This window comes from Actinomadura sp. NPDC048394, from assembly GCF_040651755.1.
Classification (GTDB): Bacteria; Actinomycetota; Actinomycetes; order Streptosporangiales; family Streptosporangiaceae; genus Spirillospora; species Spirillospora montaniterrae.
The window spans coordinates 133508-158039 of the sequence record NZ_JBEZJL010000001.1 but is presented as its reverse complement, the minus strand read 5'-3'; the positions used below and the strand labels follow the sequence as shown (position 1 = coordinate 158039).

Below are 24532 nucleotides of genomic sequence, written 5' to 3'. Positions count from 1 at the left end.
TCACGGCAGATGCGGGAGGCGTCTCCGCGGACGCTGAGGACGTCCGGGGGGACGGGGAGGGCGTCTCGGGGCGGGCTGAGGACGTCTCCGGGCGCGGGTTTCGGAGCGCGCGCGGGGCGGGGGTCGTGGCGGGGCGGAAGGAGGCCGGGCCTCGGGTGCGGGGGCGGCTGCGGGCGTTGCCGCTGGCGGTGGCGCTGGTCCTGCTGGCGGCGACGCTGCTGGCGGGCCTGGTGGTGGGCGCGGCCGGGCTGCCGGTCGCGGGGATCCTGAAGGCGCTCGCCGACCGGATCCCGTTCGTGCACGTCGACAGCGGGTTCAGCGTCGTCGACGAGAACGTCCTGTTCCAGCTGCGGGTGCCGAGGGTGCTGATGGCGGCGCTGGTCGGCGGGATGCTGTCGATGGCCGGCGCGGGATACCAGGGGGTGTTCCGCAACCCGCTGGCCGATCCGTACCTGCTCGGCGCGGCGGCGGGCGCGGGCGTCGGGGCGACGCTGGTGATCGTGCTGGTGCCGGGCGACCCGGGGTACGGGGTGCCGCTGGCGGCGTTCGCGGGCGCGATCCTCGGCGTCGCGATGGCGTACGCGCTGGGCAGCGCGGCGGGGCGCGGGAACCGGGCGGCGACGCTGGTGCTGGCGGGGGTGGCGGTGTCGTCGTTCCTGTCGGCGGTGCAGACGTTCGTCCAGCAGGTGAAGGCGGAGGAGCTGCAGCGGATCTACTCGTGGATCCTCGGCGGCGTCGGTTCGGCGGACTGGCACCAGCTGGCGCTCGTCGCGCCGTACTCGCTGGTCTCGACGGTGGTGCTGCTCGCGCACGGGCGGCTGCTGGACGTGCTGAGCGTCGGCGACGAGGAGGCGGCGTCGCTCGGGCTGTCGGCGGTGCGGGTCCGGTTGACGGTGCTGGTGGCGGCGTCATTGGCGACGGCGAGCGCGGTGGCGGTGAGCGGGCTGATCGGGTTCGTCGGGATCGTGGTGCCGCACGCGGTGCGGCGGCTGGCGGGCGGGTCGTACCGGGTGGTGCTGCCGCTGTCGCTGCTCGGCGGGGCGGCGTTCCTGGAGCTGGCCGACCTGGTGGCCCGGACGGTGATCGCGCCGGGCGAGCTGCCGCTCGGCGTGGTGACGGCGTTCGTCGGGGGGCCGTTCTTCGTGGCGGTGCTGCGGGCGAGCCGCCGGCAGGTGGAGACGTGACGGTCGCGGTGCGGGGCCTCGACGTGGCGCTGGGCGGGCGTCCGGTGCTGAAGGGCGTGTCGCTGGAGGTCCCGGGTGGGTCGTGGACGGCGGTGATCGGGCCGAACGGGGCGGGGAAGTCGACGCTGCTGCGGGCGGTGCTGGGGCTGCTGCCGTGCGCGGGCGAGATCGCGGTGGCGGGCGCGGACCTGTCGGCGCTGAAGCCGCGGCAGCGCGCGCGGCTTGTGGCGTACGCCCCGCAGAGCCCGAACCTTCCGGTCGGGATGACGGTGTTCGACTACACGTTGCTGGGCCGGTCCCCTTACATCCCGCATCTGGGCCGCGAGAGCGCGCGCGACCGGACCATCGCGGGCGAGGTCCTCGACCGCCTCGACCTGACCGGGCTCGCGGATCGTCCGCTCGACCATCTGTCCGGCGGAGAGCGGCAGCGCGTCGTGCTGGCGCGCGCGCTGGCCCAGCAGACGTCGGTGCTACTGCTGGACGAGCCGACGACGGCGCTCGACATCGGCCACCAGCAGCAGGTGATGGAGCTGATCGACCAGCTCCGGCTGTCGGACGGGCTGACCGTCGTGACGACGATCCACGACCTGACGCTGGCCGGGCAGTACGCCGACGACCTGGTGCTGCTGTCGGGCGGCCGGGTCGCGGCGGCGGGGGCGCCCGGCGAGGTGCTGACCAGGGCGGCGATCCAGGAGCATTTCGACGCCCGCGTGCACGTCCTTCCCGGGCCGGACGGCCGGCCCCTGCTGTCGCTGGAGCGTCCGTGAACATCGAGCTGGTCTGGCGGGACGAGGACGGCGCGCGGCTCGCCGCGACGGTGTGGCGCGCGGGCGGCGGGTGGCGGGCGGTGTCGTCGGCGATGCTCGGCGGCGGGATCGGGCCGCTGAACTGGGTGATGAACGCGCAGGTCCGCGGCCGGTACGCGCGGACGGACCCGGTCGTCCATCTGGCGGAGCTGGCCGCGTCGTTCGGGCTGGACGGCCCGGGGACCGGCATGCTCACGGCCGCGTCCGTGGCCCGGACGATGCGGCGCGAGGACGGCGGCGTCGCCGTCTCGGCGACGGTCGGGCTGCGCGTGCCGACGTGGGCGGCGGCGCCCGAGGGGGCCGCCGACCCGGAGCTGGCGCCGCTCCACCTCGACGTCCCGCTGCCGGCGCACGAACCCGCTCCCCCGCGACCCGCGCCACCGCGACCCGCGCCACCGCGTCCCGCTCCCCCGCGACCCGGGACGATCAACATCGTCGTCGCGGTGCCGGTCGCGTTGAGCGATGCCGCGCTGGTGAACGCCGTGGTCACCGCGACGGAGGCCAAGACGCAGGCGCTCCTGGAGGCGGGCTACCCGTGCACGGGCACCGCGTCGGACGCGATCTGCGTGGCGGCGTCGACGTCGGGCGAGCAGGAGCCGTTCGCGGGCCCCCGCTCGACGTGGGGCGCCCGGATCGCGCGCGCCGTGCACGCGGCGGTCCGCGCGGGCGCGGAGGACTACACCGAGTACCTGCGAACCAGCCGGCCCTAGCCAGGCATACCGACCTGAAAACCGGCGTACCGGCCGCCCCACCACCCCGGTGCGGTGCGGGCGGCCGGTTCAGGGCCAGTGCCTTGGGGTGAAGGGCCTCACCTCCTCCTCGTCGTCGGTACGCCGGCCGATGGTCAGCCGGCGTGGGGAAGGCGGTGGCCGTTGACCGCGAGCGGATCGGTACCGTCCAGCGACGACCCGTTCGACCGCGAGGACGCATGCGGCGAGGACCCGTTCAGCGACGACCCGTTGAGCGGGGGCAGGGGGTGCAGGCCGGTCGGGGGCTCCCGGTCGGCGGCGGGCCGGCCGTCCGGCCGCGGGTCCGCCGGGCGGGTGAGCGCGTCGACGCGGCGGCGGGCGCGGTCGGCCTCGGCGCGCGCGGCGTCCCGTTCGGCGGTGAGGGTCTGGACGGCGGCGCGGAGCTCCTCGTTGGCGCGCGACAGGTCCCAGTTGCGCTCCTCGATCTCGCGGGCGCGGGCCTGGATCTGGTCGCGGTCGGCGACGGCCTGGCCGCGCTGGGTCTCGGCGTCGCGGACGGCCGCGCGCAGGTCGTCGGCGGCGCGCCGGGCGGCGGCGGCCTCGATCCGCTGCCCCTCGACGACGGTCTCGGTCTCCGACAGCCGGCCGTGCAGGCCGACGAGCTCGGTCCGGGCGGTCTCGAGCGCGGCGAGCAGCTCGCCCTCGCGGGAGGCGATCCGGTCGCGCTCGCGTTCGGCGGCGAGCTGGGCGGCGACGGCGGCGTCCGCGGTGTCCATGGCCTCCTGGCCCTCGCGCCGGGCGGTGTCGCGTTCGGCGGCGGCCTGCTCGGCCGCGGCGCGGGCGGCGGCGGCCTCCTCCTCGGCGGCGTCGGCGCGCGCGCGGGCGGTCGTGGTCTCGCGCCAGGCGGCCTCGGCCTGCCGCTGGGAGGCGTCCCGTTCCCGCTGCGCGATGGCGACCTCACCGGCGGCGTCGGCGCGGGCGTCGGCGACCCGCCGCTCGACGCCGGCGACGCCCAGCTCGGAGACCAGCGACCCGGCGAGCCGGTCGGCGACGGCTTCGAGCCGCTCCACCATCTCCCACGTCCAGGCGACCTGGCCGGTGAGTCCCGGCACCTCGCGCGCGCGCTCGCGTTGCTCGTGCGCGGCCCGCTCGCACGCGCCGCCGGTGTCCTGGCAGTAGCGGACGGTGCGGGCGCCGCGCACCGGCTGCGGTACGGGCCTGCCGCAGCCGGCGCACGGCCAGACCGCGACCGGGTCGCCGACGCGGGCGATCCCGGCGCGGGGCACGGTGTCGAGCCCGGCGTCGAGCCCGGTGTCGAGCCCCGTGTCGAGCCCGGCTCCGTCGCCCGCGGGCGCGGCGGACGGCGCGTCCTCCGGCGGGACGCTCTGGGCGGCGTACGCGGGGTCGTTGTAGAAGCCGGGGTCCGTGATCACTGGAAGGTCGGTCAACGTCGGGGCGGCAGGGGTCGGGGCGCTGTCGAACGGGGCGACCTTCTGGTCTTCCATGTGCCGTTGTACGCGGCGCAACGCGGGAACGTTCGACGGTCTCGCCGGCGACTTGCGGCGCCCCTCCCCCACGCGCCGCGCGCGACCGCCTAGCCCGCCTGTTCCCGCAGGTAGGCGTCGCGCACGCGGCTGCGGCTGAGTTTGCCGGACGGGGTGCGCGGCAGCGTCGCGCGGAACTCCACCTTGCGCGGGTGCTTGAGCCGGGCCAGCCGGGGCTCGCAGTGGGCGAGCAGCTCGGCGGCGAGGGCGTCGCCCGCGTCGGCGCCGTCGGCGCCGTCGGCGGGTTCGACGAGGGCGACGACGCGCTGCCCCCAGTCCTCGTCCGGGACGCCGATGACGACGACGTCGCCGACGGCGGGATGCTGGAGCAGCACGGACTCGATCTCGGCCGGGTAGATGTTGACGCCGCCGGAGATGATGAGGTCGGTGCGGCGGTCGCTCATGTAGAGCCAGCCGTCCTCGTCGAGGTGGCCGAGGTCGCCGGGGGTGTAGAACGCGCCGCGCATGGTGGAGGCGGTCTTGTCGGGGTCGCCGTGGTATTCGAAGCCCGGCTGGCCGGCGGCGTAGATCAGGCCGGTCTCGCCGGGCGGCAGCTCCGCGCCCTCCGGGTCGAGGATCTTGATCTGCACGCCGTCGACGGCGCGGCCGACCGTCCCGGGGTGGGCGAGCCAGTCCTGCGGGGTGGCGACGACGACGGCGCCGCTCTCGGTGGAGCCGTAGTACTCGTAGAGGACGGGCCCCCACCAGTCCATCATCCGCTGCTTGGTCTCGACGGGGATCGGTGCGGCGCTGTGGTAGACCTGCCGCAGCGACGACAGGTCGTAGCGGGCGCGGACCTCGTCGGGCAGGGCGAGCATGCGGTGGAACATGGTCGGCACCATGAAGGAGTTGGTGACGCCGTGCCGCTGGATCAGTTCGAGGGTCTGCTCGGGCCGGAACCGGGACGCGACGACGACGGCGTGCCCGAGGTTGAGCGCCATCATCGCGTGGACGCAGGGCGCGGAGTGGTAGAGCGGTCCGATCGCGAGGTGCACCTCGTCGCCCGGTTCGAGGCCCAGGTGGGTCATCAGGGTCGAGCGCATGAGGTCGAAGAGCAGTTCCGGCGGGACGTCGAGCAGCGGGCGCCGCACGCCCTTGGGGCGCCCGGTCGTCCCGGACGTGTAGAGCATGATGGAGCCCATCCGGCGCTTGGCCGGGGGTGCGGCGCTGCCGGTCGCGCACAGCCCCGCCATCGAGCGGTAGCCGTCGGCGGGGTCGACGCTGATCCGCAGCCCGGCGGCGATCCCGGCCTCATCGGCGGCGCCGGAGACGACATCCGCGAACGCGCTCTCGGTCACGACGGCGCGGGCGCCGCAGTCGGCGAGGATGTAGCCGATCTCGGGCGCGGTCAGGTGCCGGCTGACCGGCACGATGTAGAGGCCGGACTGCATCGCCGCCAGCAGCACGGTGAGGAAGTCGGGGCGGTTGCCGAGGACGGTCGCGACGGCGTCGCCGGGCCGCAGCCCGAGCCCGTCCAGGGCGTTCGACAGCCGGTTCACCTCGGCGTGCAGCTCTCCGTAGGAGACGGGTACGCCGGGGGCCAGGATCGCGGGGCGGTCCGGGTCGTTGGTCGCGATCTCGTAGAAGCCGACGCCCTCGACGCCCATACGGCTCTCCTCTGCAGCGGGTGGGATGGCCGGTGACCTTTCATCCCATATGACCCACCCGGGTGTCGGCGCGTCAAGATTGCGGACCGTCCGGAATCCGGGCCGCCCGGGGCCGGCCGGGCGCGGCGCGCGCGTCAGGCGGCTTCGAGGGCGGCGCGGGCCATGGTGTGCAGCAGGTCGCCCATGGCGTCGCGGTCGAGGCCGGCGGCGCTGCGCGGGGTGGAGTTGAGGAGGCCGAAGCAGGCGTGGACGGCGGCGCGCGTCCGCCCGTCGGGCAGGGCGGGGCGCAGCCGCCGCAGCACCGCCACCCATTCCTCCACGTAGGCGCGCTGCAGCCGGCGGACCTCGTGGCGCTGCGGCGCGGGGACGTTGTCGAGCTCGCGTTCGTGGACGGTGATGAGCGCGGGGTTGTCCAGCGCGAACGCGATGTGCCAGCGCAGCAGCGCGTCGAGGGCCCGGCCGGGGTCGGGGTCGGCGGCGCGGCGGACGCCCTCGGCGTGCAGCCGCTCGCTGATGTCGACGAGCATCTCGGCGAGGACGGCCTCCTTGCCGGTGAAGTGCCGGTAGAGCGCGGGCCCGGTGAGCCCGACGGCCCGGCCGAGGTCGCCGATGGACGCCCCGTGGTAGCCGCGGGCGGCGAACAGCTCGGCCGCCGCGGCGAGGATCTCGGCGCGGCGCGGGTTGACCGCGGCGAGCGGCGGCCCGGCGGCCGGGTCGCCGGGCGCCGGGGCCGGGTAGGAGGACATGGGGACAGTCTAGACTAGAGATGTTAATCGGCATTAACATCGGCGTTGTTAACGAGCATTAACTGGGAAGGGGACCATGACCGGACCCGAGATCGGCAGCCGCGCCGACGTCGCCGGCGAGGCGTTCAAGGCGAGCGCAGCGCACAACGAGGCGCTGGTCGCCGAGCTGCGCGACCGCGTCGACCGGGCCGGGCGCGGCGGTCCGGAGCGGGCCCGCGAGCGGCACGTGGCGCGCGGCAAGCTGCTCCCCCGCGACCGGGTCGACACGCTGCTCGACCCTGGCTCGCCGTTCCTGGAGCTGTCGCCGCTGGCCGCGAACGGCATGTACGGCGACGAGGCGCCGGGCGCCGGGATCATCACCGGCGTCGGCCGGGTGGCCGGCCGCGAGTGCGTGATCGTCGCCAACGACGCCACCGTGAAGGGCGGGACGTATTACCCGGTCACGGTCAAGAAGCACCTGCGCGCGCAGGAGGTGGCCCTGCACAACCGGCTGCCCTGCGTCTACCTGGTCGACTCCGGCGGCGCGTTCCTGCCCCGGCAGGACGAGGTGTTCCCCGACCGCGAACATTTCGGCCGCATCTTCTACAACCAGGCGACCATGTCCGGGCGCGGCATCCCGCAGATCGCGGCGGTCCTCGGCTCGTGCACGGCGGGCGGCGCCTACGTCCCCGCGATGAGCGACGAGGCGGTGATCGTCCGCGGCCAGGGCACGATCTTCCTCGGCGGCCCGCCGCTGGTGAAGGCCGCGACCGGCGAGGTCGTGACGGCCGAAGAGCTCGGCGGCGGCGAGCTGCACTCCCGCACGTCCGGGGTGACCGACCACCTCGCCGAGGACGACGCGCACGCGCTGCGGATCGTCCGCGACATCGTCGGCACGCTCGGCCCGCGCGAGCCGCGCCCGTGGGACGTGGCGCCGTCGGAGGAGCCCGCGGTCGACCCGTCCGAGCTGTACGGGGTCGTCCCGCCCGACCCGCGCACCCCCTACGACGTGCGCGAGGTGATCGCGCGGATCGTGGACGGCAGCCGGTTCCAGGAGTTCAAGAAGGAGTACGGCGCGACGCTCGTCACCGGGTTCGCGCGCATCCACGGGCACCCGGTCGGGATCGTCGCCAACAACGGCATCCTGTTCAGCGAGTCGGCGCAGAAGGGCGCGCACTTCATCGAGCTGTGCGACCGGCGCAGCGTCCCGCTGGTGTTCCTGCAGAACATCACCGGTTTCATGGTCGGCCGCGAGTACGAGGCGGGCGGCATCGCCAAGCACGGCGCGAAGATGGTCACGGCCGTGTCGTGCGCGCGCGTCCCGAAGTTCACGGTCGTCATCGGCGGGTCGTTCGGCGCGGGCAACTACGCGATGTGCGGCCGGGCGTACTCGCCGCGCTTCCTGTGGATGTGGCCGAACGCCCGCATCTCGGTCATGGGCGGCGAGCAGGCCGCGAGCGTGCTGGCGACGGTCCGCCGCGACCAGATGGACGCCCGCGGCGAGGACTGGCCCGCCGAGGACGAGGAGGCGTTCAAGGCGCCGATCCGCGACCAGTACGAGGCGCAGGGCAACCCGTACTACTCGACGGCCCGGCTGTGGGACGACGGGGTGATCGACCCGCTCGACACCCGCCGCGTCCTCGGCCTCGGGCTGTCCGCCGCCGCCAACGCACCGCTGGAGCCGGTCGGCTACGGCGTCTTCCGGATGTGAGGGGCACAGTGTCAACCCGACGCGGAGCAGCAGCGTCATCCCGACGCGGAGCATCGATGTTCGACAGCGTCCTGGTCGCCAACCGGGGTGAGATCGCCGTCCGCGTGTTCCGTACGCTGCGGCGGCTCGGGATCCACTCGGTCGCCGTCCACACGGACGCCGACGCGGGCGCGCGCCATGTGCGGGAGGCCGACGAGGCGCTCCGCATCCCGTCCTACCTGGACATCGAGGCGGTCGTCGGCGCCGCCCGCGCGGCGGGCGCGGCGGCCGTCCACCCCGGGTACGGGTTCCTCGCCGAGAACACGGCGTTCGCGCGGGCCTGCGCCGATGCCGGGCTGGTGTTCATCGGGCCGCCCGCGTCCGCGATCGAGGCGATGGGCGACAAGATCCGCGCGAAGCGGACGGTCGCCGCGGCCGGCGTCCCGGTCGTGCCCGGACGGGACGAGCCGGGCCTGTCGGACGCCGAGCTGGAGGCCGCCGCGCTGGAGGTCGGCCTTCCGGTGCTGCTGAAGCCGTCGGCGGGCGGCGGCGGCAAGGGCATGCGGCTCGTCCGCGACGCGGCGGACCTGCCGGACGCGATCGCGTCCGCCCGCCGCGAGGCGCGCGGCTCGTTCGGCGACGACACGCTGCTCGCCGAGCGGTTCGTGGAGAACCCCCGGCACATCGAGATCCAGGTGTTCGCCGACGCGCACGGCAACGCCGTCCATCTGGGCGAGCGCGAGTGCAGCCTGCAGCGCCGGCACCAGAAGATCGTCGAGGAGGCGCCGTCGCCGCTGCTGGACGAGGCGTCCCGCGCGCGGATGGGCGCCGCCGCCGTCGCGGCCGCGCAGGCCGTCGGGTACGTGGGCGCGGGGACGGTCGAGTACATCGTGTCCGCCGACCGCCCGGACGAGTTCTTCTTCATGGAGATGAACACCCGGCTGCAGGTGGAGCACCCCGTCACCGAGCTGGTCACCGACCTGGACCTGGTCGAGCTCCAGTTGCGGGTCGCGGCCGGCGAGCCGCTGCCGTTCGGGCAGGACGGCGTGCGGCTGGACGGCCACGCGATCGAGGCGCGCGTCTACGCCGAGGATCCGGCGCGCGGCTTCCTGCCGACCGGCGGAACCGTCCTCGCGCTCGGCGAGCCGGAGGGCGCCCGCGTCGACTCGGGCCTCGACGTCGGGACGGAGGTCGGCGGGTCCTACGACCCGATGCTGGCGAAGGTGATCGTCCACGGCGCCGACCGCACCGAGGCGCTGCACCGCCTCGACCGGGCGCTCGCCGGGTACACGCTGCTGGGCGTGCCGACGAACGTGGCGTTCCTGCGGGCGCTGATCAAGCACCCGTCCGTCGCGTCCGGCGACCTCGACACCGGCCTGGTGGAGCGCGCCCTCGACGAGCTGACCTCGGGCGACGGCGTGCCGCCGGAGGTGCTCGCCGCCGCCGCGCTGGACCGGATGCTCGCGCTGGAACCGGCCGACGGCGACCCGTGGTCGATCCCGGACGGCTGGCGCCCCGGCGCGCACGCCTGGACGCCGTGGATCATCACCCCGTCCGGCGGCGAGCCCGTCGAGGTCCGCGTGCAGGGACGCGCCGCGTCCGCGCAGGTCGTCATCGGCGACGGCGAGCCGGTCGCGGCGTCGCTGTCCGGCTCGACGCTCACCTACGGCGGCCGGACGGTGTCGTTCACCGCCGCCCGCGACGGCCGAACGCTCTGGCTCGGGCGCGACGGGCACGCGTGGGCGCTCGCCGAGCACGTCAAGGCGGAGGGCGGCGCCGCGGCGGACGCGTCCGGCGACGGCGTCCTGCGCAGCCCGATGCCCGGCACGGTCCTGGCCGTCAAGGTCGCCGAGGGCGACCGGGTGGACGAGGGACAGCCGCTCGTCGTCGTCGAGGCGATGAAGATGGAGCACACCGTCACCGCGCCGCGCGCCGGCGTCGTGGCGCAGCTGCCGGCCCGCGCCGGCGCCCAGGTCGCCCTGGACGCGGTGCTGGCCGTGATCGAGGAGGCATGATGCCGACACCGCTGCCGGGCCTGCCCGAGCGGGTCACGATCTACGAGGTCGGACCCCGGGACGGGCTGCAGAACGAGAAGGCGATCGTCCCTGTCGAGGTGAAGTCGGAGTTCGTCACCCGGCTCGCGGACGCGGGGCTCGGCACGATCGAGACGACGAGCTTCGTCCACCCGAAGTGGGTGCCGCAGCTCGCCGACGCCGAGGAGCTGCTCGGGGTCCTCCCCCGGTCCGGCGTCGTCCGGTACCCGGTGCTCGTCCCGAACGAGCGGGGCCTGGACCGGGCGCTCGCCAACGGCATCACCGAGATCGCCATCTTCGGCAGCGCCACCGAGACGTTCGCCCGCCGCAACCTCAACCGGACCGTGGACGAGTCGCTCGCGATGTTCGCGCCCGTCGTGGAACGCGCGCGCGCCGAGGGGCTGTGGGTGCGCGCGTACGTGTCTATGGCGTGCGGCGACCCGTGGGAGGGCGACGTCCCGATCGAGCAGGTCGTGTCCGTCGCGTCCAGGCTGATGGACCTCGGCTGCTCGCAGCTGAGCATCGGCGACACGATCGGCGTCGGCACGCCCGGCCACGTCACCGCGCTGATCGAAGCGCTGGTCGCGGCGGGCATCGGCACCGAGCGGCTGGCCGTGCACTTCCACGACACCTACGGGCAGGCGCTCGCCAACACGCTCGCCGCGCTGCGCGCCGGCGTCACCGTCGTGGACGCGTCGGCGGGCGGCCTCGGCGGCTGCCCGTACGCCGAGAGCGCCACCGGGAACCTGCCCACCGAGGACCTCGTCTGGATGCTGAACGGGCTCGGCGTCGAGACGGGCGTCGACCTCGGCAAGCTCGTCGCCACCAGCCGCTGGATGGCGGGGCGGCTCGGCCGCCCGAGCCCGTCCCGCGTCGTCCAGGCCCTGTCACCGAAAACGGAGTAATGATGATCGACTTCAAGCTCAGCGACGAGCAGGAGGAGCTGCGGCGCACCGTCGAGCGGTTCGCGCGCGAGACCGTCGCCCCGGTGATCGGGGACCTGTACGAGCGCGGCGAGTTCCCGTACGACATCGTCGCGGCGATGGGCAAGATGGGGCTGTTCGGGCTGCCGTTCCCCGAGGAGCACGGCGGGATGGGCGGCGACTACTTCGCGCTCTGCCTGGCGCTGGAGGAGCTGGCCCGGGTCGACTCGTCGGTCGCGATCACGCTGGAGGCGGGCGTCTCGCTCGGCGCGATGCCGATCTACCGGTTCGGGTCGGACGAGCAGAAGGCGCGCTGGCTGCCGATGCTGACGTCCGGTGAGAAGCTCGCCGGGTTCGGGCTGACGGAGCCGGGCGGCGGCTCCGACGTCCCGGGCGGCATGCGGACGACGGCCCGGCTGGACGGCGACTCGTGGGTGATCAACGGGTCGAAGGCGTTCATCACCAACTCCGGCACCGACATCACCGCGTTCGTGACCGTCACCGCGTTCACCGGCGACGGCGAGATCTCCACGATCATCGTGCCGAGCGGCACGCCCGGCTTCACCGTCGGCCGCAAGTACTCCAAGGTCGGCTGGTCGTCCTCGGACACCCGCGAGCTGTCGTTCGACGACGTCCGCGTCCCGGCGGAGAACCTCGTCGGCGAGCGCGGCCGGGGCTACGCGCAGTTCCTGCGGATCCTGGACGAGGGCCGGATCGCGATCGCCGCGCTGTCGGTCGGCCTGGCGCAGGGCTGCGTGGACGAGTGCCTGCGCTACGCGGGCGAGCGGCAGGCGTTCGGCAAGGAGATCGGCCGCTACCAGGCCATGCAGTTCAAGATCGCCGACATGGAGGTCCGCGCGCACACGGCCCGCCTCGCGTACTACGCGGCGGCGGCGAAGATGCTGGCCGGGGAGCCGTTCAAGAAGGAGGCGGCGATCGCCAAGCTCGTCGCGTCGAACGCGGCGATGGACAACGCCCGCGACGCCACGCAGGTCTTCGGCGGGTACGGCTTCATGAACGAGTACGCGGTCGGCCGCTTCTACCGGGACGCGAAGATCCTGGAGGTCGGCGAGGGGACGTCGGAGGTGCAGCGGATGCTGATCGCCCGCGCCCTCGGCCTGCCCCCGGCCTGAGACCGGAGCGGGAGAGGGGGCGCGCCCCTCTCCCGCTCACTGGACGATGCGGTCGAGGACGGCGAAGGCCCTCAGGACCGTCTCGCGCTCCTCCTCGGTGCAGCGGTCCTGGAGGGCGCGGCTCAGCCATTCGTCGCGGGCCTGCCGGGAGCCCTCGACCCATTCGCGTCCGGCGTCGCTCGGCGTGACCAGCTGGCGGCGGCCGTCCTGCGGGTCGGGGTCGCGGCGGATCAGGCCGCGCTCCTCCAGCACGGCGAGCGTGGCGGCCATCGACTGCGGGCGGACGCCCTCGGCCGCGGCGAGCCCGCTCGCGGTGGCGGCCCCGTCCTTGAGCAGCCGGCTCAGTACCGCCGTCTGCGACGGCGTGAGATCGTGGGCTCCGCCGATCTCGCGCAGCCTGCGGCGCAGCCGGCTGAACACGACCCGCACCTCGCGGGCGGCGCGGGCGGCCGACGGGGAGATGGCCTCGACGCTGTCGCTCATGACCCCAGTGTAATTTATTCAGTTCAAACTGTCCAGTTCAACCTGTCCAATGCGCGGGTTGACGGCGGCCGGGGCGCGCGCCGAGCATGGTGATCAAGACGGGGAGGCGACGCCATGGCGGGAACGGCCGGGACGGGGCCCGGGGAGATCGCGCGCGACGGGTCGGCGGTCGAGTTCTACGCCGCGCTCCCGCCGGACGTCGCGAGCGCCGCGCTCGTCCACACGACGATCCCGGCCGGCACGCCGATCCTGGAGCTGGGCGCGGGCGCCGGGCGGGTCACCCGTCCGCTGATGGAGTTCGGCCATCCGGTGACGGCGGTGGACGACTCCGCCGCGATGCTCGCCCGGATCGAGGGCGCGCGGACGGTCCGCTCGCCGATCCAGGACCTCGACCTGCCCGACCGGTTCGGCTGCGTGCTGCTGATGTCGTACCTGGTCAACTACGGCGACCGGGACGCCCTCCTGGCGGCCTGCCGGCGCCACGTCCGGCCGGACGGCGTGGTCGTGATCCAGCGCGACACCGACGCCACCTGGCGCGACGACGCCCCGCGGGAGTGGACGCGCGACGGCGTCCGGTACCGGAAGGCGCGGGTCGAGCGGCCCGAGCCCGGGACCGTCGTCGCGACGCTCGAATACCGGATCGGGGAGCACCGCTGGACGCACACGTTCACGACCCGGCGCCTCGGCGACGAGGACCTGCCCGCGGTGCTGGAGGCGGCGGGCCTGCGCCTCGACCGCTTCCTGGACGACGACGGCGCCTGGTTCACCGCCCGCCCCGTCTAACCGGTATGTCCGACCCGTACGCCACATTGGTCGGCGGACGAAGCCGAGGTGCGGGAGGACGCATGGACGAGCAGGCCTGGTGGGATCTGATCGAGGACGCGCGGGCCGAGGCCGGCGAGCACGCCGACGACCGCGACTCCCCCGACGACCCGCTGGTCGACCTGGTGACCGATCGGCTCCTCGCCCTGGACGGCCCCGGCATCGTCGCGTTCGACGCCATGCTGACCCGCGTCCTCGACTCGGCGTACCGGCGGCCGCTCTGGAACGCCGCCTACCTCATCGAGGGCGGCTGCGGCGACGACGGCTTCATGGACTTCCGCGCCGGCCTCGCCCTGCTGGGACGCGACGTGTTCACCCGGGCCGTCGACGACCCCGACACCCTGGCCGACGTCCCGACCGTCGTGCGGATGGGCCAGGAGGACGAGGGCTGGATCGGCGCGGAAGGCCTGCACTACGCGGCCCGCAACGCCTACAAGCGCACCATCGGAGAGACCGAGTCGTTCGACGCGGCGATGGAGTCGGCCGTGCGCGCGATGCAGCGCCCCGAGCATCCCGTGGGCGACGACTGGAACGTCGAGGACGACACCGCAACCCGCCTCCACCTCCCCCGCCTAGCCGCCCTCTTCCTCTGACCACCTGGTTCAGCTCATGAGCTTGACAGCTAATGAGATTAGCTTTAGGTTGTGGCTAACGTCATTAGCCAGGAGGTAGGTCATGAGCACCGTCACCGCGCACGCCGTCCGCAAGCACCTCGTCCCCGTCGTTGTCCGCCGCAGCGCGTGGGGCGCGAACGCGCTGTTCTGGACCGCGTTCGCCGTCGTCGAAGGCGTCAACCACGGCTGGGTCGCGGCGCTCCTGGCCGTCGTGTTCTTCATCGCGCCCGACCTCACGTTCCTGGCCGGGATGCGCGACGCGCACACCGTCGAGCGCGGGCAGCTCCCGGCGCGCGCCGTCCCGTACTACAACGCCGCGCACCGCGCGCTGGTCCCGCTCGCGCTCATCGCGCTCTACACCGTCGCCCCGATCACGTGGGCGCCGATCTTCGCCGGGCTCTGCGGCTGGATGGCGCACATCTCGTTCGACCGCGCCGTCGGCTACGGCCTGCGCACCAAGGACGGCTTCCAGCGCCGCTGACCCCCTCCCCCGTCCCGGACGAGGGCACCGCTACGATCGCGGACGGCGTGAACTGACGCGAGGTGCCCCTCGGGGAGAATCGGGAAGCCGGTGCGAATCCGGCACGGGCCCGCCGCGGTGACCGGGGAGCCGCCGCCCATGCGCGCGAGCGCGGCCACTGGCCGGAAGGCCGGGAAGGCGGGCGGTGAGGCGTCGATCCGGGAGTCCGAAGACCGGCCTCGCTCCGACGGCCGCCCGACCGGGCGGCCCGACCGCAGCGGGAGCCTGCCCATGAACCTCTACGACGTCATCCACCGCCGCCGCGACGTGCGCGCCGAGTTCACCGGCGCGCCGATCCCGGACGGCGTCCTCGACCGGATCCTCACCGCCGCGCACGCGGCGCCGAGCGTCGGCCTCTCCCAGCCCTGGGACTTCGTCCTGGTGCGCGACCCGGACGCCCGCCGCGCGTTCCACGACCACGTCCGTGCCGAGCGCGACGCGTTCGCCGCGACCCTCACCGGCGACGCCGCGGACCGCTTCGCCCGCATCAAGATCGACGGGGTGCTGGAGTCGAGCCTCTCGATCGTGGTCACCTACGACGCCGAACGCGGCGGACCGGCCGTCCTCGGCCGGCACGCCATCGCCGACGCGGGCCTGTACTCGGTCTGCCTGGCCGTCCAGAACCTCTGGCTGGCCGCGACGGCGGAGGGACTCGGCGTCGGCTGGGTGTCGTTCTACCGGGAGCCGTACCTGCGCGGCCTCCTCGGCATACCGGAGGGCATCCGCCCGGTCGCGTGGCTGTGCGTCGGGCCCGTCACCCACCTGGAGACGGTCCCCGACCTCGAACGCCACGGCTGGCGCCACCGCCGCGCCCTGAACGCCGCCGTCCACCACGACCGCTGGTGAGCGCCGTCCCCGGATAATCAGGTGCGCACCCGCGCCCGTCGCGTGATCATGCGTGCATGGACCCGGTACGCATCAGGCGCATGGCGCGGGACGACCTCGTCGCGACCGAGCGCGCGGCGGCGGTGACGTTCCTCGAAGGCGACCGCCTCACCCGGCGAGCGAACGAACCGGAACCCGAACCGCCGACCGAAGAGCAGTCCCGCCGCCTGATCGACCGCCTGGACCACTTCCTGTCCGTCGATCCGGACGGCTGCTGGATCGCCGAGGACGGCCGGGACGTCGTGGGCTTCGCCATCTCCCAGAACCGCGAACGGCTCTGGTACCTGGCGACCTACGGCGTCCTGCCGGGCCGGCAGGGCAAGGGCATCGGCAGGCGCCTGATGGACGCCGTCCTCGCCCACGCCGGCGACCGCCCGGGCCTGTTCTCCTCGACGGTGCATCCCGCGGCGACCCGCCGCTACCGGCTGGCGGGCTTCACCTTGCACCCGCAGATGCGGATGGTCGGCACCGTCGACCGGTCCACGCTGCCCGCCGTGCGTGGCCTGCGGGAGGGGCGCGCCGACGACCTCGAATGGATGGACGAGCTGGACACCGCCGTCCGCGGCGCGGGCCACGGCCCCGACCACGTCCACATGCTGGAGACGCTGCGGCTGGTCGTCTCCGACGCGCCCGGCCGGCGCGACTACGTCTACATCGACGAGGCCGCCGGACGTCCCGCGCTGCTCGCCGCCGACCGTCCCGAGACCGCCGAGACCCTGCTGTGGGAGGCGCTCGCCAGCGCGCGCGGGGACACGCTCGTCAACTGCATCACCACAGACAACCACTGGGCGGTGGACGTCGGCCTCGCCGCCCGCCTCGACATCGGCCAGGAGGGCTACATCGCCGTCCGCGGCATGCCCGCCCCCGCCCCCTACCTGGCGAGCGGCCACTACCTATGATCCGACCGTCCGGCCCGGAGAAGACCGTCCGGCCGGAGAAGGGGTCGGACGCTTCCGGGCAATCAAGGACGTGACCCCCCTCCACGCTTCCAGAAGGGTCCCGCATGACCCTTCCCCCAGCGCCACGGGACGAGCCGTGACGCGCGGATCGGCGGAGCCGTCGGACGCCGACATCATCACCGCCGCGCAACGCGACCCCGAACGGTTCGCCGACCTCTTCGACCGGCACTACCGGGACATCCACCGCTACGTGGACCGGCGGCTCGGCGCGGACGCCGCCGACGACATCGCGGCCGAGACGTTCCTGATCGCCTTCCGCCGCCGCGCCGTCTTCGACACCGCGCACGCCTCGGCGCGGCCCTGGCTGTACGGCATCGCGACCCGGCTGATCAGCCGCCACCGCCGCGACGAGCTGCGCCGCTACAAGGCGATGGCCCGGATGCACACCACCGGCGTCGTCGAGAGCCACGAGAGCAGCGTGACCTCAGCGGTGGACGCCGCTAGCTTCGGCCTGAGCCCGGCCCTCGCACGCCTGCGGCACGGCGACCGCGACGTCCTGCTCCTCGTGGCGCTCGCCGAACTCAGCTACCCGGAGGTCGCCGAAGCCCTCGGAATCGCCTACGGCACCGTCTGCTCGCGGCTGAGCCGCGCCCGCAAGCAGGTCCGCGCCGCACTGCGCGCCTCGGGACACGACGAGGAGGACGACGACCGTGGATGACCTGACCCTCATCAGCCGCATGCACACCGCCGAACGCCCCCCGTCCCCCGAGACCACGCAGACGGCCCGCCGCCGCCTCCTCGCCGAAGCCACCGCAGCCGCCGGGACGCCCACCCGGAGCCGCCGCGTCGCACCGCTCCCCCGGTCCAAGCGGGCGATAATGCTCGTCGCGGCCGCCACCGCCTGCGTCCTCGCCGGTGTCTCCTGGACGGCCTACCGGTGGGAGACGCGGCCGCTCTACCACCCCGAACCGCTGGCCGACCAGAGCGGGCCCGCGTCCACGTTCCTGCTCTCCGCCGCAGACGCGAAGACGCAGCACGCGTCGGACGGACGGTTCTGGCACGTCCACCGCGTCGTGGGCGAAACCGTCGTGGTGTCGTCCCCCTACCACCCCGGCGTCCACTACACGGTGCAGCTCACCCAGGACGCCTACAGCCTCGGCGCCAAGACGGCGAAGGAGTTCGGCACGCTCCCCGGCAGCAACAGCCCGGTGAACGGACTGGAGTGGGACGGCCCGAACGTCAACGTCCGCCCCGCGACACCCGCCGATGCTAAGGCGTGGGAAGCGGATCTGCGCCCCAGCGCTTCAGACCTCCACCTCACCGGGCCCGACGAGGAACGCGGCCCGTTCAAGCAGGAGGGCGCCGAACTCGACTTCGGTGTCCGCGACGAGCGCCGGCTCCCCGCGAATCCGTCCGAGCTGCGGGCGTGGATCCTGAACTACGCGACCAAGTTCGACCACCAGCGGCTGCGGAACCCGGACCTCTACCTGTTCACGGCCGCCCCCATCCTGCTGGCCGACCGCGTGGTCAGCGACCGAGTGCGGATCGCGACCTACCGGATGCTCGCCGGTCTCCGCGACGTCAGGACGATCGACGGCACCGACGCCTCCGGACACCCGGGACGAGGCGTCGCGATGAGGCAGACCACACGCGACTACGGCACCATCGAGTGGCAGCTCCTCATCGACCCAGAGACCGGACGCCTCACCGCCAGCCAGGGCATCGTCGTGACCCCCGGCCAGAAGAACGCCGGACTGCGCCCCGGCACCCGCCAGTTCTTCGAGATCGTCAAGACCGCCGAATGGACGAACGCGCCCCGCGACAGCCTTCTCCCGAAGGAGGTCACTGACCCGAACTGGCAGCCTCCGGTGAACTGACCGCGACAGCGTTGGGCAAGTGGCCATGGGACGGGCGCATCACGCGCCCGTCCCCCATGCCTGCGTCAGCGGGCCAGGTCGAGGGAACCGGCCTTGACGTCGGCGAGCAGGGACGCCCACCCGGACGGCGCGACGGCCAGCACCGCCCCGTCCGGATCCTTAGAGTCCCGCACCGCCACCCGCCGCTCCCCCGCCGCCACCTCGACACACTCCTGACCTTCACCGCCGCTGTGACCGCTCTTGCGCCATGCAGAGGCGACCTCTACGCACTCCTGCCCCACGCTTCCGCTATGGCTGCTCTTGCGCCACACGGCGGCGACCTCCACACACTCTGAGCCTTGACTCCCACTGTGGCTGCTCTTGCGCCATGAAGAGAAGACGAACTCCTGAATGCTCATGTTTCCGACACTATCCGTTCGACGAAGGAACGGGAGGCTGAAGGCGACAGCGCTCTCGCCCTCTGATGGTCGAAGACCATGTCATATTGACTGATCTCATCAGGATCTTCCAGGTACCACCCGGTGGTTAGGTTCTCAACCAGGACCACCGAAAGATCATTGGTTTCCAATGTGGTAAATGAGCCGTTGAGGCCCGGGTGAGTACCAGCCGAAAAGGGAAGAATCTGAAAGGTCACATTGGGCAGCTCCGCAAGCTCAATGAGCCGCCTGAGCTGCCCTCGAGCCACTTGCCGCCCACCGAACTGCTGATGGACAACGGTCTCGTAGACGACAACCCACAGATGAGGCGCGTCCTCCTCGAACAAGAGTTGCTGGCGCCGCATACGAACTTCCACCAGCCCGTCAATGTCAGGCTCAACGCCCAAGACCTTGGCGGACCCAATGACCTCACGAGCGTACTCTTCGGTCTGCATAAGCCCAGGTACAAGGTGTAGCTGGTGACTCTTTATCGATGCCGCATCCGACTCCAAGGAGATGTAGTCCAGCATCGAAGGGGCCAACTTCCCCTCGTAGCGGAGCCACCAGCCCTTCTTGCCGGAGTCTCGGGCGAGGTCGTACAGGGCTTGGCGCTCGCCAGGATCGCTGATCTCGTAGCGGTCGAGCATGTGCTCCAGGGCGGGGCGGCGGATGCCGCGTTTGCCGGTTTCGAGCTTGCTGAGCGAGGACGGGGTGCGGTTGAGCAGGCGGGCGGCCTTCTGGAGGGTGAGCCCTCGGTCCTCGCGGATGGCGCGAAGGCGCTGGCCGAGCTTGCGGCTTCGCATGGTCGGGCGCTGCGCGTTCTCCATGGAGTAATCATGCCTTGACTTTGCGTCACGATGAAGGTTTCCAACGAAGGCGGCAAGAGTGCCTCAGTCAAAAGTGACTGGGGCACTCTTGCCCGAGGACCTGCGGACGAGGCCGGCGAACGCATCGTTCGGCGGGGGATGTCCGGCTCATTCTTTTCGGCGACAGCGATGCGAAGGGAGTGGGCGATGACTGCGCCGACCATGAGGTTCGACGCGCTTCTGTTGCCGGGGATGGACCGGGCGGTGGGGCACGCACGGCGCTGGCTGCGCGACGTGCTGGGCCGGGAGCATCCGTGCCTGGACGACGCGGCGCTGTGCATGAGCGAGCTGCTGACGAACGCGCTGCGCTACACCGAGTCGGGACGCGACGGGCAGATCCGCGTGGAGGTGACCCACTCGGCGCGGGCCGTCCGAATCGAGGTGATTGACGACGGGCAGGCGGCGACCGTCCCGCACGTCGCCGAGGCGGCCGAGTTGGACGTCACCGGACGCGGCCTGCGGATCGTCGCGTCCGTCGCGAAGACCTGGGGCACGGAACCGCGCGCCGCAGGCCACGCCGTCTGGTTCGAGCTCTAGCCGCTTCGGGTCATGACGTCGCCGGCGTCGCGTCGGTCAGCGGCTTCTGCGGATAGGCGCGGAGCACGAGGGACGTCGTGACGGGACCGTACCGGGCGAGTGCGTCCACGACCTCTTCGAGCCGTGCCGCCTGCGGGCAGTAGACGTCGAAGATGAGGCAGTCCTCTCCGGTGACCCTGAGGGTGGAGGCGATCTCGGAAGTCCGGGCGGCGAACTCCAGAGCGCGGGAAAGCCGGGCGTGCGTGGTGCGCAGCCGGACGACCGCGTGGATGTTCAGTCCGAGGGCTTCCGGATCGACCAGCGCTCGGTAGCCGGTGATGACGCCGCTCTTCTCCAGCCGCTGGATGCGGGCGCTCGCCGCGGGCTGTGAGAGCCCGACGCGGCGTCCCACCTCAGCGCCGGTCAGCCGGCCGTCGGCCTGGAGCAGGGCAAGTATGTCCCGGTCTATCCGGTCGAGTGATTCCATCGTCGTCCGCACCATCTTCTTTGAGATCACTTGCAAGTCGACCACCGTGCCGATGCATCCATCAGAATCGGCGTCGGAACGCCCTCATGATCGCAGAGAGCGACGAGTGAAATGGTGGTGGGCATTGACCGCGCACGTCATCGTCCCGGGCATCGACGGATCGGACGAGCAGCACTGGCAGACCTTGTGGGAGCGGCAGTGGGGCGCCTCGGCGGTGAGGATCTCCCCTGCCTCGTGGTCCGCCCCCGACCTGGACGACTGGGTCGGCGCCGTGCAGCACGCATACGACGACGCGTCCCGGCAGGACAGCCAGGTCGTGCTGGTCGCCCACAGCCTTGGCTGCTGGGCGGCGTCCACCTGGCTGCTCAGGAACCCCTCAAGCCGAGTAGGCGGCGCGTTCCTGGTCGCGCCGCCCGACCCGGACGCACCCGCATTCCCACGCCAGGCGGCCGCGACGTTCACCGACGTGTCAGCGCAGCCATTGCCATGCCCGGCCTTGGTGGTGGGCAGCGCCAACGACCCGTACTGCACTCCCGAGGCCGCCGTCGGCTTCGCAACGCGCTGGGAGGCACGATTTCACCTGACGGGCGCATGTGGACACATCAACTCCGCCAGCGACCTCGGCTCGTGGCAGCAGGGCCGCGACCTGCTGGACTCGCTGTCCCAACACTGAACGGCCACCACCGCAGGTCGCGGCGCCATCAGACCTGGCCGGCGTCCGCCAAGCGGTTCGCCATCGCCGCCTTCACGGACGGCCACTCCGACTCGACCACCGAGTACATGGCTGTGTCCCGCAACTCGCCCTCCTCGCCGGCCACCCACGACTCCGAGTACCTGCGCAGGACGCCCTCGAAATGCGCGCCGAGCCGCTCGATCGCCCGACGCGCCCGCTCGTTCCGCGCATCCGTCTTCAACTCCACGCGGGCCACGCCCAGCGTCTCGAACGCGTAGCCGAACAGAAGCCGCTTCGCCTCGACATTGACGCCGGTGCCCTGCGCGGACGCCGACAGCCACGTCCACCCGATCTCGACCGCGCACAGCCGGTCCCGGCCTGGCCACGGCCGCGGATGCAACAGCGCGGTATGCCCGACCGCCCTCCCGTCCACCACCCTGACCTGCGCGAACGCCATGAGCCCAGGACGGTCGAGCTTGTCGGATACGTACGCCTCCATGCCCGCCCCCGAGGGCACCGGAGTGAACCCGTACGACGACCTGTCCTCCTCGGCGGCCTCCGCAAGCTCCGGCACATGCCCCATCGCCAGCGGCTCCAGCCGTACGACCGTCCCGCCCAGCACCGGCACGCGCCCGGGAAACCCGCTCGCCGTCACCTCGCGACGGTCTCCGCCAGCCGGTTCGTCATGGCCGTCTTCACCGACGGCCACTCGGACTCGACCACCGAGAACATCGCCGAGTCGCGCAGCGTGCCCTCCTCGCCCGGCGCCCACGACGGCGACCAGCTCCGCAGCACCCCCTCGAAGTGCACGCCGAGCCGCTCGATCGCCCGCCGCGACCGCTCGTTCCGCGCGTCCGTCTTGAGATCGACGCGCACGACGCCCAAGGTCTCGAACGCGTAGGTGAACAGAAGCCGCTTCGCCTCGACGTTGATGCCGGTGCCCTGCGCGGACGCCGCCAGCCACGTCCACCCGATCTCGATCGCGCACAGCCGGTCCGTGCCGGGCCACGTCCGCGGATCCCACAGCCCCGTATGCCCGACCGCTTTCCCGTCCGCGACCCTGACCTGCGCGAACGGCGTCAGCCCGGGCCGCGCGAGCTGCCCGGCGACATACGACTCCATATCCGCCGCCCCAGGCACGAGCGTGAACCCGTAGGACGACCGGTTCTCCTCCGCGGCCTCAGCCAGCTCCGGCACATGCTCCAACGTCAACGGCTCCAGCCGAACCAGCGTCCCGGCCAGCACAGGAACATCAAGGCGCACGCCCATGAACTCTCCTCATCGCTCCTGGCGTTGGCACCTTGCCGCGAAGGCAGGTTGCCGGACCGTCACCGGGCCAGGTCCCTCAGATCCTCTAGATGATCACAACCCCCCGCATCCTGCCTCGCCCCTTCCCGCCCCGTCAACACGTTTCCAGGCGCCTCATCGTCCCGTCTCGCGCCAACGGACGTCCCGTACTGCCTTCTGATGCACACCCAAGCGTTTTCGATTGAGAATCTCACCTCACCGGCAACTGCACAAAAATGTACCCGAGCGGTCATTGCGGTGAGCGCATCACGCGCTTCCAAACCGTCGGCCCACCCCGCTCGCCCTCATGTTAACTACCACGTAAATCCGCTTTTGCTGCTGACTGTCCGATTTACACTAGTTGGACGGTTCATCAATGTCGGAAATGCTGGGGAAAACACCCGCGAAACCGGCGCTCGGCTCGCTAGCCTCTACCTCGACCACACACCCCCGCGCCGTGGTCACGCAGAAGGGAGCAAAGCATGCCCGCACGGACGCACAACGACGGAAGAAGCACCGGCGACCCACCCACCGGAACGCCGGCGCGGGCATGGCGCAGAAGCACAGGATGCACGGACGACAGGGAGTGCTCGGGCGACTGGAACTGCGTCGAAGTGGCGCGGCTTTCACCGGGTGAGATGGGACTGAGGGACTCTGAACGACCGGAGCGGGTTCTGCCCCTCTCGGCCGAACGCTTCGCCGGCCTGCTGCAGGCGATCAAGGACCATCCGGATCGGTGATCGCCGTGGCCATCCCGGCGCAGGTCAGCGGGGGCCGGCCCGCCCCCACTCCTCGGCCGCCTGGGATATCCGGCGCAGGGAATCGTCGGCGGAGAGCGAGACCGACCTGAGGGCGTCCCAGCACAACCGGTACATGTGCGTGGCGTCGTCGCTCTGCAGTATCGCCATGGTCAGTAGATTGTCCAGATAGACGGCATCCGGAAAGGTGACATCGTAGGCGGGAGCGAACTCCAGAAGCGTGAAGGTGTCCGCGAATATCGGCTCCCTGTCGACATCCATCGGAAGCACGTGGACGTGCACGTTCGGCAACTCGGCCAGTTCAATGAGATCGAGCATTTGCCCGCGCATGATGTCGCGGTCGCCGACGGTGCGCAGCAGGACGGACTCATCGATAACGGCGGAAAGGGTCAGTGGATTCTCGCGACGCAGTACGTCCTGCCGTCGCATGCGGAGATCCAGGCGGCGTTCGACCTGCCGAGGCGTGGAAACGGCGATAATTCTGCCGCTGTCCAATATTCGGTGCGCGTACTGCCTGTTCTGCAGGAGCCCAGGAACGGCGTATGTCCCGAAGGTCAGGGCAGTGCGCGCCTCGTCCTCCAGCGCGACGTAGGTACCGAATTCGCCGGACAGGACGTCCCGGTACCCGGCCCACCAGCCCTGCTCCGTCGCGGCCTGCGCGAGCGCCAGCACCTCCCCTTGGTGGCCCTCGCCCACCCGGTACAACTTCAGCAGCAGCCGGACGTCCGAGACCCGCACGCCGATACGGGCGTTCTCGATCCGGCTCAATTTCGACGGTGACCAGTCGAGCCGATCCGCGATCTCCTCGACCGTGTGGCCCAGGCCCTCCCGGAGCCGCCGCAACTCGATGCCGAGGCGGCGACGGCGGACGGTCGGCGCTGCTGCCACCCCTGCCTCCCAGCGAATCGGTTTCGGCCCTGCGGCCCGGGCGCCGATCTGCAAGTTGCAGGGCAACGATAACCTCGTCCTCTCCGGATCACCAGGCTTCGCGCAAAAGCGGTCCCCTACCTTTGACATCCTGCTGTCCCACCAGAAGTCGTCAAGCTTGCCAGATGGATACAGAGGCGATGCATGTCGCCGTGCACCTTGCACGGT

At 72.2% G+C, this 24532-nt stretch carries 27 protein-coding genes and 2 riboswitches; of the genes, 17 read left to right on the top strand and 10 right to left on the bottom strand.

Features of this window, described 5'->3' with window-relative positions; translation table 11 throughout:
* The first annotated feature begins 155 nt into the window (after window positions 1-155).
* The 3 genes from AB0C78_RS00820 to AB0C78_RS00810 are packed head-to-tail and all read left to right on the top strand — an operon-like array spanning window position 156 to window position 2700.
* On the top strand, window positions 156-1184 hold the full coding sequence (locus AB0C78_RS00820) for an iron ABC transporter permease (protein WP_360740220.1): 1029 nt from the start codon (window positions 156-158) through the stop codon (window positions 1182-1184).
* Entirely contained in the window at window positions 1181-1951 is a 771-nt protein-coding gene (locus AB0C78_RS00815) for an ABC transporter ATP-binding protein (protein ID WP_360740217.1), read from the top strand. Before AB0C78_RS00820 ends, AB0C78_RS00815 begins: the two co-directional genes overlap by 4 nt.
* 2 nt (window positions 1952-1953) lie before the next feature.
* A complete protein-coding gene (locus AB0C78_RS00810; RefSeq protein ID WP_360740452.1) occupies window positions 1954-2700 on the top strand; it encodes an adenosylcobinamide amidohydrolase in 747 nt (248 codons plus the stop codon).
* 134 nt (window positions 2701-2834) lie between these two features.
* Here the strand turns inward: AB0C78_RS00810 and AB0C78_RS00805 are convergent, their stop codons facing one another.
* The 3 genes from AB0C78_RS00805 to AB0C78_RS00795 form a co-directional block, all read right to left on the bottom strand.
* Complete coding sequence (locus AB0C78_RS00805) at window positions 2835-4112, bottom strand: chromosome segregation ATPase (protein WP_360740214.1); 1278 nt, start codon at window positions 4110-4112, stop codon at window positions 2835-2837.
* 161 nt (window positions 4113-4273) lie between these two features.
* Window positions 4274-5830, bottom strand: coding sequence for an AMP-binding protein (locus AB0C78_RS00800; RefSeq protein WP_360740211.1), 1557 nt, complete (start codon window positions 5828-5830; stop codon window positions 4274-4276).
* A gap of 134 nt (window positions 5831-5964) precedes the next feature.
* Window positions 5965-6576 carry a TetR/AcrR family transcriptional regulator gene (locus AB0C78_RS00795; RefSeq protein ID WP_360740208.1) on the bottom strand — a complete coding sequence of 204 codons (612 nt, stop codon included), beginning with the start codon at window positions 6574-6576 and terminating at the stop codon, window positions 5965-5967.
* 76 nt (window positions 6577-6652) lie between these two features.
* Here AB0C78_RS00795 and AB0C78_RS00790 point away from each other — a divergent pair, with 76 nt between their 5' ends.
* The 4 genes from AB0C78_RS00790 to AB0C78_RS00775 are packed head-to-tail and all read left to right on the top strand — an operon-like array spanning window position 6653 to window position 12334.
* Window positions 6653-8266, top strand: coding sequence for a carboxyl transferase domain-containing protein (locus AB0C78_RS00790; protein WP_360740205.1), 1614 nt, complete (start codon window positions 6653-6655; stop codon window positions 8264-8266).
* A gap of 56 nt (window positions 8267-8322) precedes the next feature.
* Window positions 8323-10260, top strand: coding sequence for a biotin carboxylase N-terminal domain-containing protein (locus AB0C78_RS00785; protein WP_360740202.1), 1938 nt, complete (start codon window positions 8323-8325; stop codon window positions 10258-10260).
* Window positions 10260-11183 carry a hydroxymethylglutaryl-CoA lyase gene (locus tag AB0C78_RS00780; protein ID WP_360740199.1) on the top strand — a complete coding sequence of 308 codons (924 nt, stop codon included), beginning with the start codon at window positions 10260-10262 and terminating at the stop codon, window positions 11181-11183. Before AB0C78_RS00785 ends, AB0C78_RS00780 begins: the two co-directional genes overlap by 1 nt.
* 2 nt (window positions 11184-11185) lie before the next feature.
* On the top strand, window positions 11186-12334 hold the full coding sequence (locus AB0C78_RS00775) for an acyl-CoA dehydrogenase family protein (protein WP_360740196.1): 1149 nt from the start codon (window positions 11186-11188) through the stop codon (window positions 12332-12334).
* 36 nt (window positions 12335-12370) lie between these two features.
* Here the strand turns inward: AB0C78_RS00775 and AB0C78_RS00770 are convergent, their stop codons facing one another.
* Entirely contained in the window at window positions 12371-12817 is a 447-nt protein-coding gene (locus tag AB0C78_RS00770; RefSeq protein ID WP_151541991.1) for a MarR family transcriptional regulator, read from the bottom strand.
* Between the two features lie 114 nt (window positions 12818-12931).
* Between AB0C78_RS00770 and AB0C78_RS00765 the strand changes: the two genes are divergently transcribed.
* The 7 genes from AB0C78_RS00765 (at window position 12932) to AB0C78_RS00735 (ending at window position 18434) form a co-directional block, all read left to right on the top strand.
* A complete protein-coding gene (locus AB0C78_RS00765) occupies window positions 12932-13600 on the top strand; it encodes a class I SAM-dependent methyltransferase (protein WP_360740193.1) in 669 nt (222 codons plus the stop codon).
* A 62-nt stretch (window positions 13601-13662) separates the two neighbouring features.
* Entirely contained in the window at window positions 13663-14232 is a 570-nt protein-coding gene (locus tag AB0C78_RS00760; RefSeq protein ID WP_360740190.1) for a DUF4240 domain-containing protein, read from the top strand.
* A gap of 82 nt (window positions 14233-14314) precedes the next feature.
* Window positions 14315-14734 carry a DUF4260 family protein gene (locus AB0C78_RS00755; protein WP_360740187.1) on the top strand — a complete coding sequence of 140 codons (420 nt, stop codon included), beginning with the start codon at window positions 14315-14317 and terminating at the stop codon, window positions 14732-14734.
* Between the two features lie 43 nt (window positions 14735-14777).
* Window positions 14778-14970: riboswitch (cobalamin riboswitch) on the top strand.
* A gap of 34 nt (window positions 14971-15004) precedes the next feature.
* Window positions 15005-15619, top strand: coding sequence for a 5,6-dimethylbenzimidazole synthase (gene bluB / locus AB0C78_RS00750; RefSeq protein ID WP_360740184.1), 615 nt, complete (start codon window positions 15005-15007; stop codon window positions 15617-15619).
* A 56-nt stretch (window positions 15620-15675) separates the two neighbouring features.
* Window positions 15676-16557 (top strand): GNAT family N-acetyltransferase, encoded by an 882-nt coding sequence (locus tag AB0C78_RS00745; RefSeq protein ID WP_360740181.1) that lies wholly within the window; start codon window positions 15676-15678, stop codon window positions 16555-16557.
* A 136-nt stretch (window positions 16558-16693) separates the two neighbouring features.
* Window positions 16694-17275 carry an RNA polymerase sigma factor gene (locus AB0C78_RS00740; protein WP_360740178.1) on the top strand — a complete coding sequence of 194 codons (582 nt, stop codon included), beginning with the start codon at window positions 16694-16696 and terminating at the stop codon, window positions 17273-17275.
* Window positions 17268-18434, top strand: a complete 1167-nt coding sequence (locus tag AB0C78_RS00735; protein WP_360740175.1) for a hypothetical protein — start codon at window positions 17268-17270, stop codon at window positions 18432-18434. Before AB0C78_RS00740 ends, AB0C78_RS00735 begins: the two co-directional genes overlap by 8 nt.
* Before the next feature lie 65 nt (window positions 18435-18499).
* Here the strand turns inward: AB0C78_RS00735 and AB0C78_RS00730 are convergent, their stop codons facing one another.
* Entirely contained in the window at window positions 18500-18832 is a 333-nt protein-coding gene (locus AB0C78_RS00730) for a DUF397 domain-containing protein (RefSeq protein WP_360740173.1), read from the bottom strand.
* Window positions 18829-19677 carry a helix-turn-helix transcriptional regulator gene (locus tag AB0C78_RS00725; RefSeq protein ID WP_360740170.1) on the bottom strand — a complete coding sequence of 283 codons (849 nt, stop codon included), beginning with the start codon at window positions 19675-19677 and terminating at the stop codon, window positions 18829-18831. Before AB0C78_RS00725 ends, AB0C78_RS00730 begins: the two co-directional genes overlap by 4 nt.
* Window positions 19678-19863: 186 nt before the next feature.
* On the opposite strand from AB0C78_RS00725, the gene AB0C78_RS00720 reads away from it, so the two are divergent.
* The gene (locus AB0C78_RS00720; protein WP_360740168.1) at window positions 19864-20253 is read left to right on the top strand and encodes an ATP-binding protein; all 390 of its coding nucleotides are present in this window, start codon (window positions 19864-19866) and stop codon (window positions 20251-20253) included.
* A 10-nt stretch (window positions 20254-20263) separates the two neighbouring features.
* Here the strand turns inward: AB0C78_RS00720 and AB0C78_RS00715 are convergent, their stop codons facing one another.
* A complete protein-coding gene (locus AB0C78_RS00715; RefSeq protein ID WP_360740450.1) occupies window positions 20264-20749 on the bottom strand; it encodes an Lrp/AsnC family transcriptional regulator in 486 nt (161 codons plus the stop codon).
* A 94-nt stretch (window positions 20750-20843) separates the two neighbouring features.
* On the opposite strand from AB0C78_RS00715, the gene AB0C78_RS00710 reads away from it, so the two are divergent.
* Window positions 20844-21392 (top strand): alpha/beta hydrolase, encoded by a 549-nt coding sequence (locus AB0C78_RS00710; protein ID WP_360740166.1) that lies wholly within the window; start codon window positions 20844-20846, stop codon window positions 21390-21392.
* A gap of 28 nt (window positions 21393-21420) precedes the next feature.
* Here AB0C78_RS00710 and AB0C78_RS00705 read toward each other — a convergent pair whose 3' ends face one another.
* Together AB0C78_RS00705 and AB0C78_RS00700 are read right to left on the bottom strand one after the other, a co-directional pair.
* Window positions 21421-22047: a GNAT family protein gene (locus tag AB0C78_RS00705; RefSeq protein WP_360740164.1), complete on the bottom strand. Its 627-nt coding sequence runs from the start codon at window positions 22045-22047 to the stop codon at window positions 21421-21423.
* Window positions 22044-22661 (bottom strand): GNAT family protein, encoded by a 618-nt coding sequence (locus tag AB0C78_RS00700; RefSeq protein ID WP_360740162.1) that lies wholly within the window; start codon window positions 22659-22661, stop codon window positions 22044-22046. Before AB0C78_RS00700 ends, AB0C78_RS00705 begins: the two co-directional genes overlap by 4 nt.
* Before the next feature lie 6 nt (window positions 22662-22667).
* Window positions 22668-22757, bottom strand: a riboswitch (SAM riboswitch).
* A gap of 404 nt (window positions 22758-23161) precedes the next feature.
* On the opposite strand from AB0C78_RS00700, the gene AB0C78_RS00695 reads away from it, so the two are divergent.
* Window positions 23162-23419: a DUF397 domain-containing protein gene (locus AB0C78_RS00695; protein WP_360740159.1), complete on the top strand. Its 258-nt coding sequence runs from the start codon at window positions 23162-23164 to the stop codon at window positions 23417-23419.
* 24 nt (window positions 23420-23443) lie between these two features.
* On the opposite strand, the gene AB0C78_RS00690 is transcribed toward AB0C78_RS00695, so the two are convergent.
* The gene (locus AB0C78_RS00690) at window positions 23444-24325 is read right to left on the bottom strand and encodes a helix-turn-helix transcriptional regulator (protein WP_360740157.1); all 882 of its coding nucleotides are present in this window, start codon (window positions 24323-24325) and stop codon (window positions 23444-23446) included.
* Window positions 24326-24532: the final 207 nt, after the last annotated feature.

Coding starts and splice junctions, on each gene's coding strand:
- AB0C78_RS00800 (WP_360740211.1), bottom strand. CDS start 5,830: ATGGGCGTCGAGGGCGTCGGCTTCTACGAGATCGCGACCAACGACCCG.
- AB0C78_RS00795 (WP_360740208.1), bottom strand. CDS start 6,576: ATGTCCTCCTACCCGGCCCCGGCGCCCGGCGACCCGGCCGCCGGGCCG.
- AB0C78_RS00790 (WP_360740205.1), top strand. CDS start 6,653: ATGACCGGACCCGAGATCGGCAGCCGCGCCGACGTCGCCGGCGAGGCG.
- AB0C78_RS00785 (WP_360740202.1), top strand. CDS start 8,323: ATGTTCGACAGCGTCCTGGTCGCCAACCGGGGTGAGATCGCCGTCCGC.
- AB0C78_RS00780 (WP_360740199.1), top strand. CDS start 10,260: ATGCCGACACCGCTGCCGGGCCTGCCCGAGCGGGTCACGATCTACGAG.
- AB0C78_RS00775 (WP_360740196.1), top strand. CDS start 11,186: ATGATCGACTTCAAGCTCAGCGACGAGCAGGAGGAGCTGCGGCGCACC.
- AB0C78_RS00770 (WP_151541991.1), bottom strand. CDS start 12,817: ATGAGCGACAGCGTCGAGGCCATCTCCCCGTCGGCCGCCCGCGCCGCC.
- AB0C78_RS00765 (WP_360740193.1), top strand. CDS start 12,932: ATGGCGGGAACGGCCGGGACGGGGCCCGGGGAGATCGCGCGCGACGGG.
- AB0C78_RS00760 (WP_360740190.1), top strand. CDS start 13,663: ATGGACGAGCAGGCCTGGTGGGATCTGATCGAGGACGCGCGGGCCGAG.
- AB0C78_RS00755 (WP_360740187.1), top strand. CDS start 14,315: ATGAGCACCGTCACCGCGCACGCCGTCCGCAAGCACCTCGTCCCCGTC.
- bluB (WP_360740184.1), top strand. CDS start 15,005: ATGAACCTCTACGACGTCATCCACCGCCGCCGCGACGTGCGCGCCGAG.
- AB0C78_RS00745 (WP_360740181.1), top strand. CDS start 15,676: ATGGACCCGGTACGCATCAGGCGCATGGCGCGGGACGACCTCGTCGCG.
- AB0C78_RS00730 (WP_360740173.1), bottom strand. CDS start 18,832: ATGAGCATTCAGGAGTTCGTCTTCTCTTCATGGCGCAAGAGCAGCCAC.
- AB0C78_RS00725 (WP_360740170.1), bottom strand. CDS start 19,677: ATGGAGAACGCGCAGCGCCCGACCATGCGAAGCCGCAAGCTCGGCCAG.
- AB0C78_RS00720 (WP_360740168.1), top strand. CDS start 19,864: ATGACTGCGCCGACCATGAGGTTCGACGCGCTTCTGTTGCCGGGGATG.
- AB0C78_RS00700 (WP_360740162.1), bottom strand. CDS start 22,661: ATGGGCGTGCGCCTTGATGTTCCTGTGCTGGCCGGGACGCTGGTTCGG.
- AB0C78_RS00695 (WP_360740159.1), top strand. CDS start 23,162: ATGCCCGCACGGACGCACAACGACGGAAGAAGCACCGGCGACCCACCC.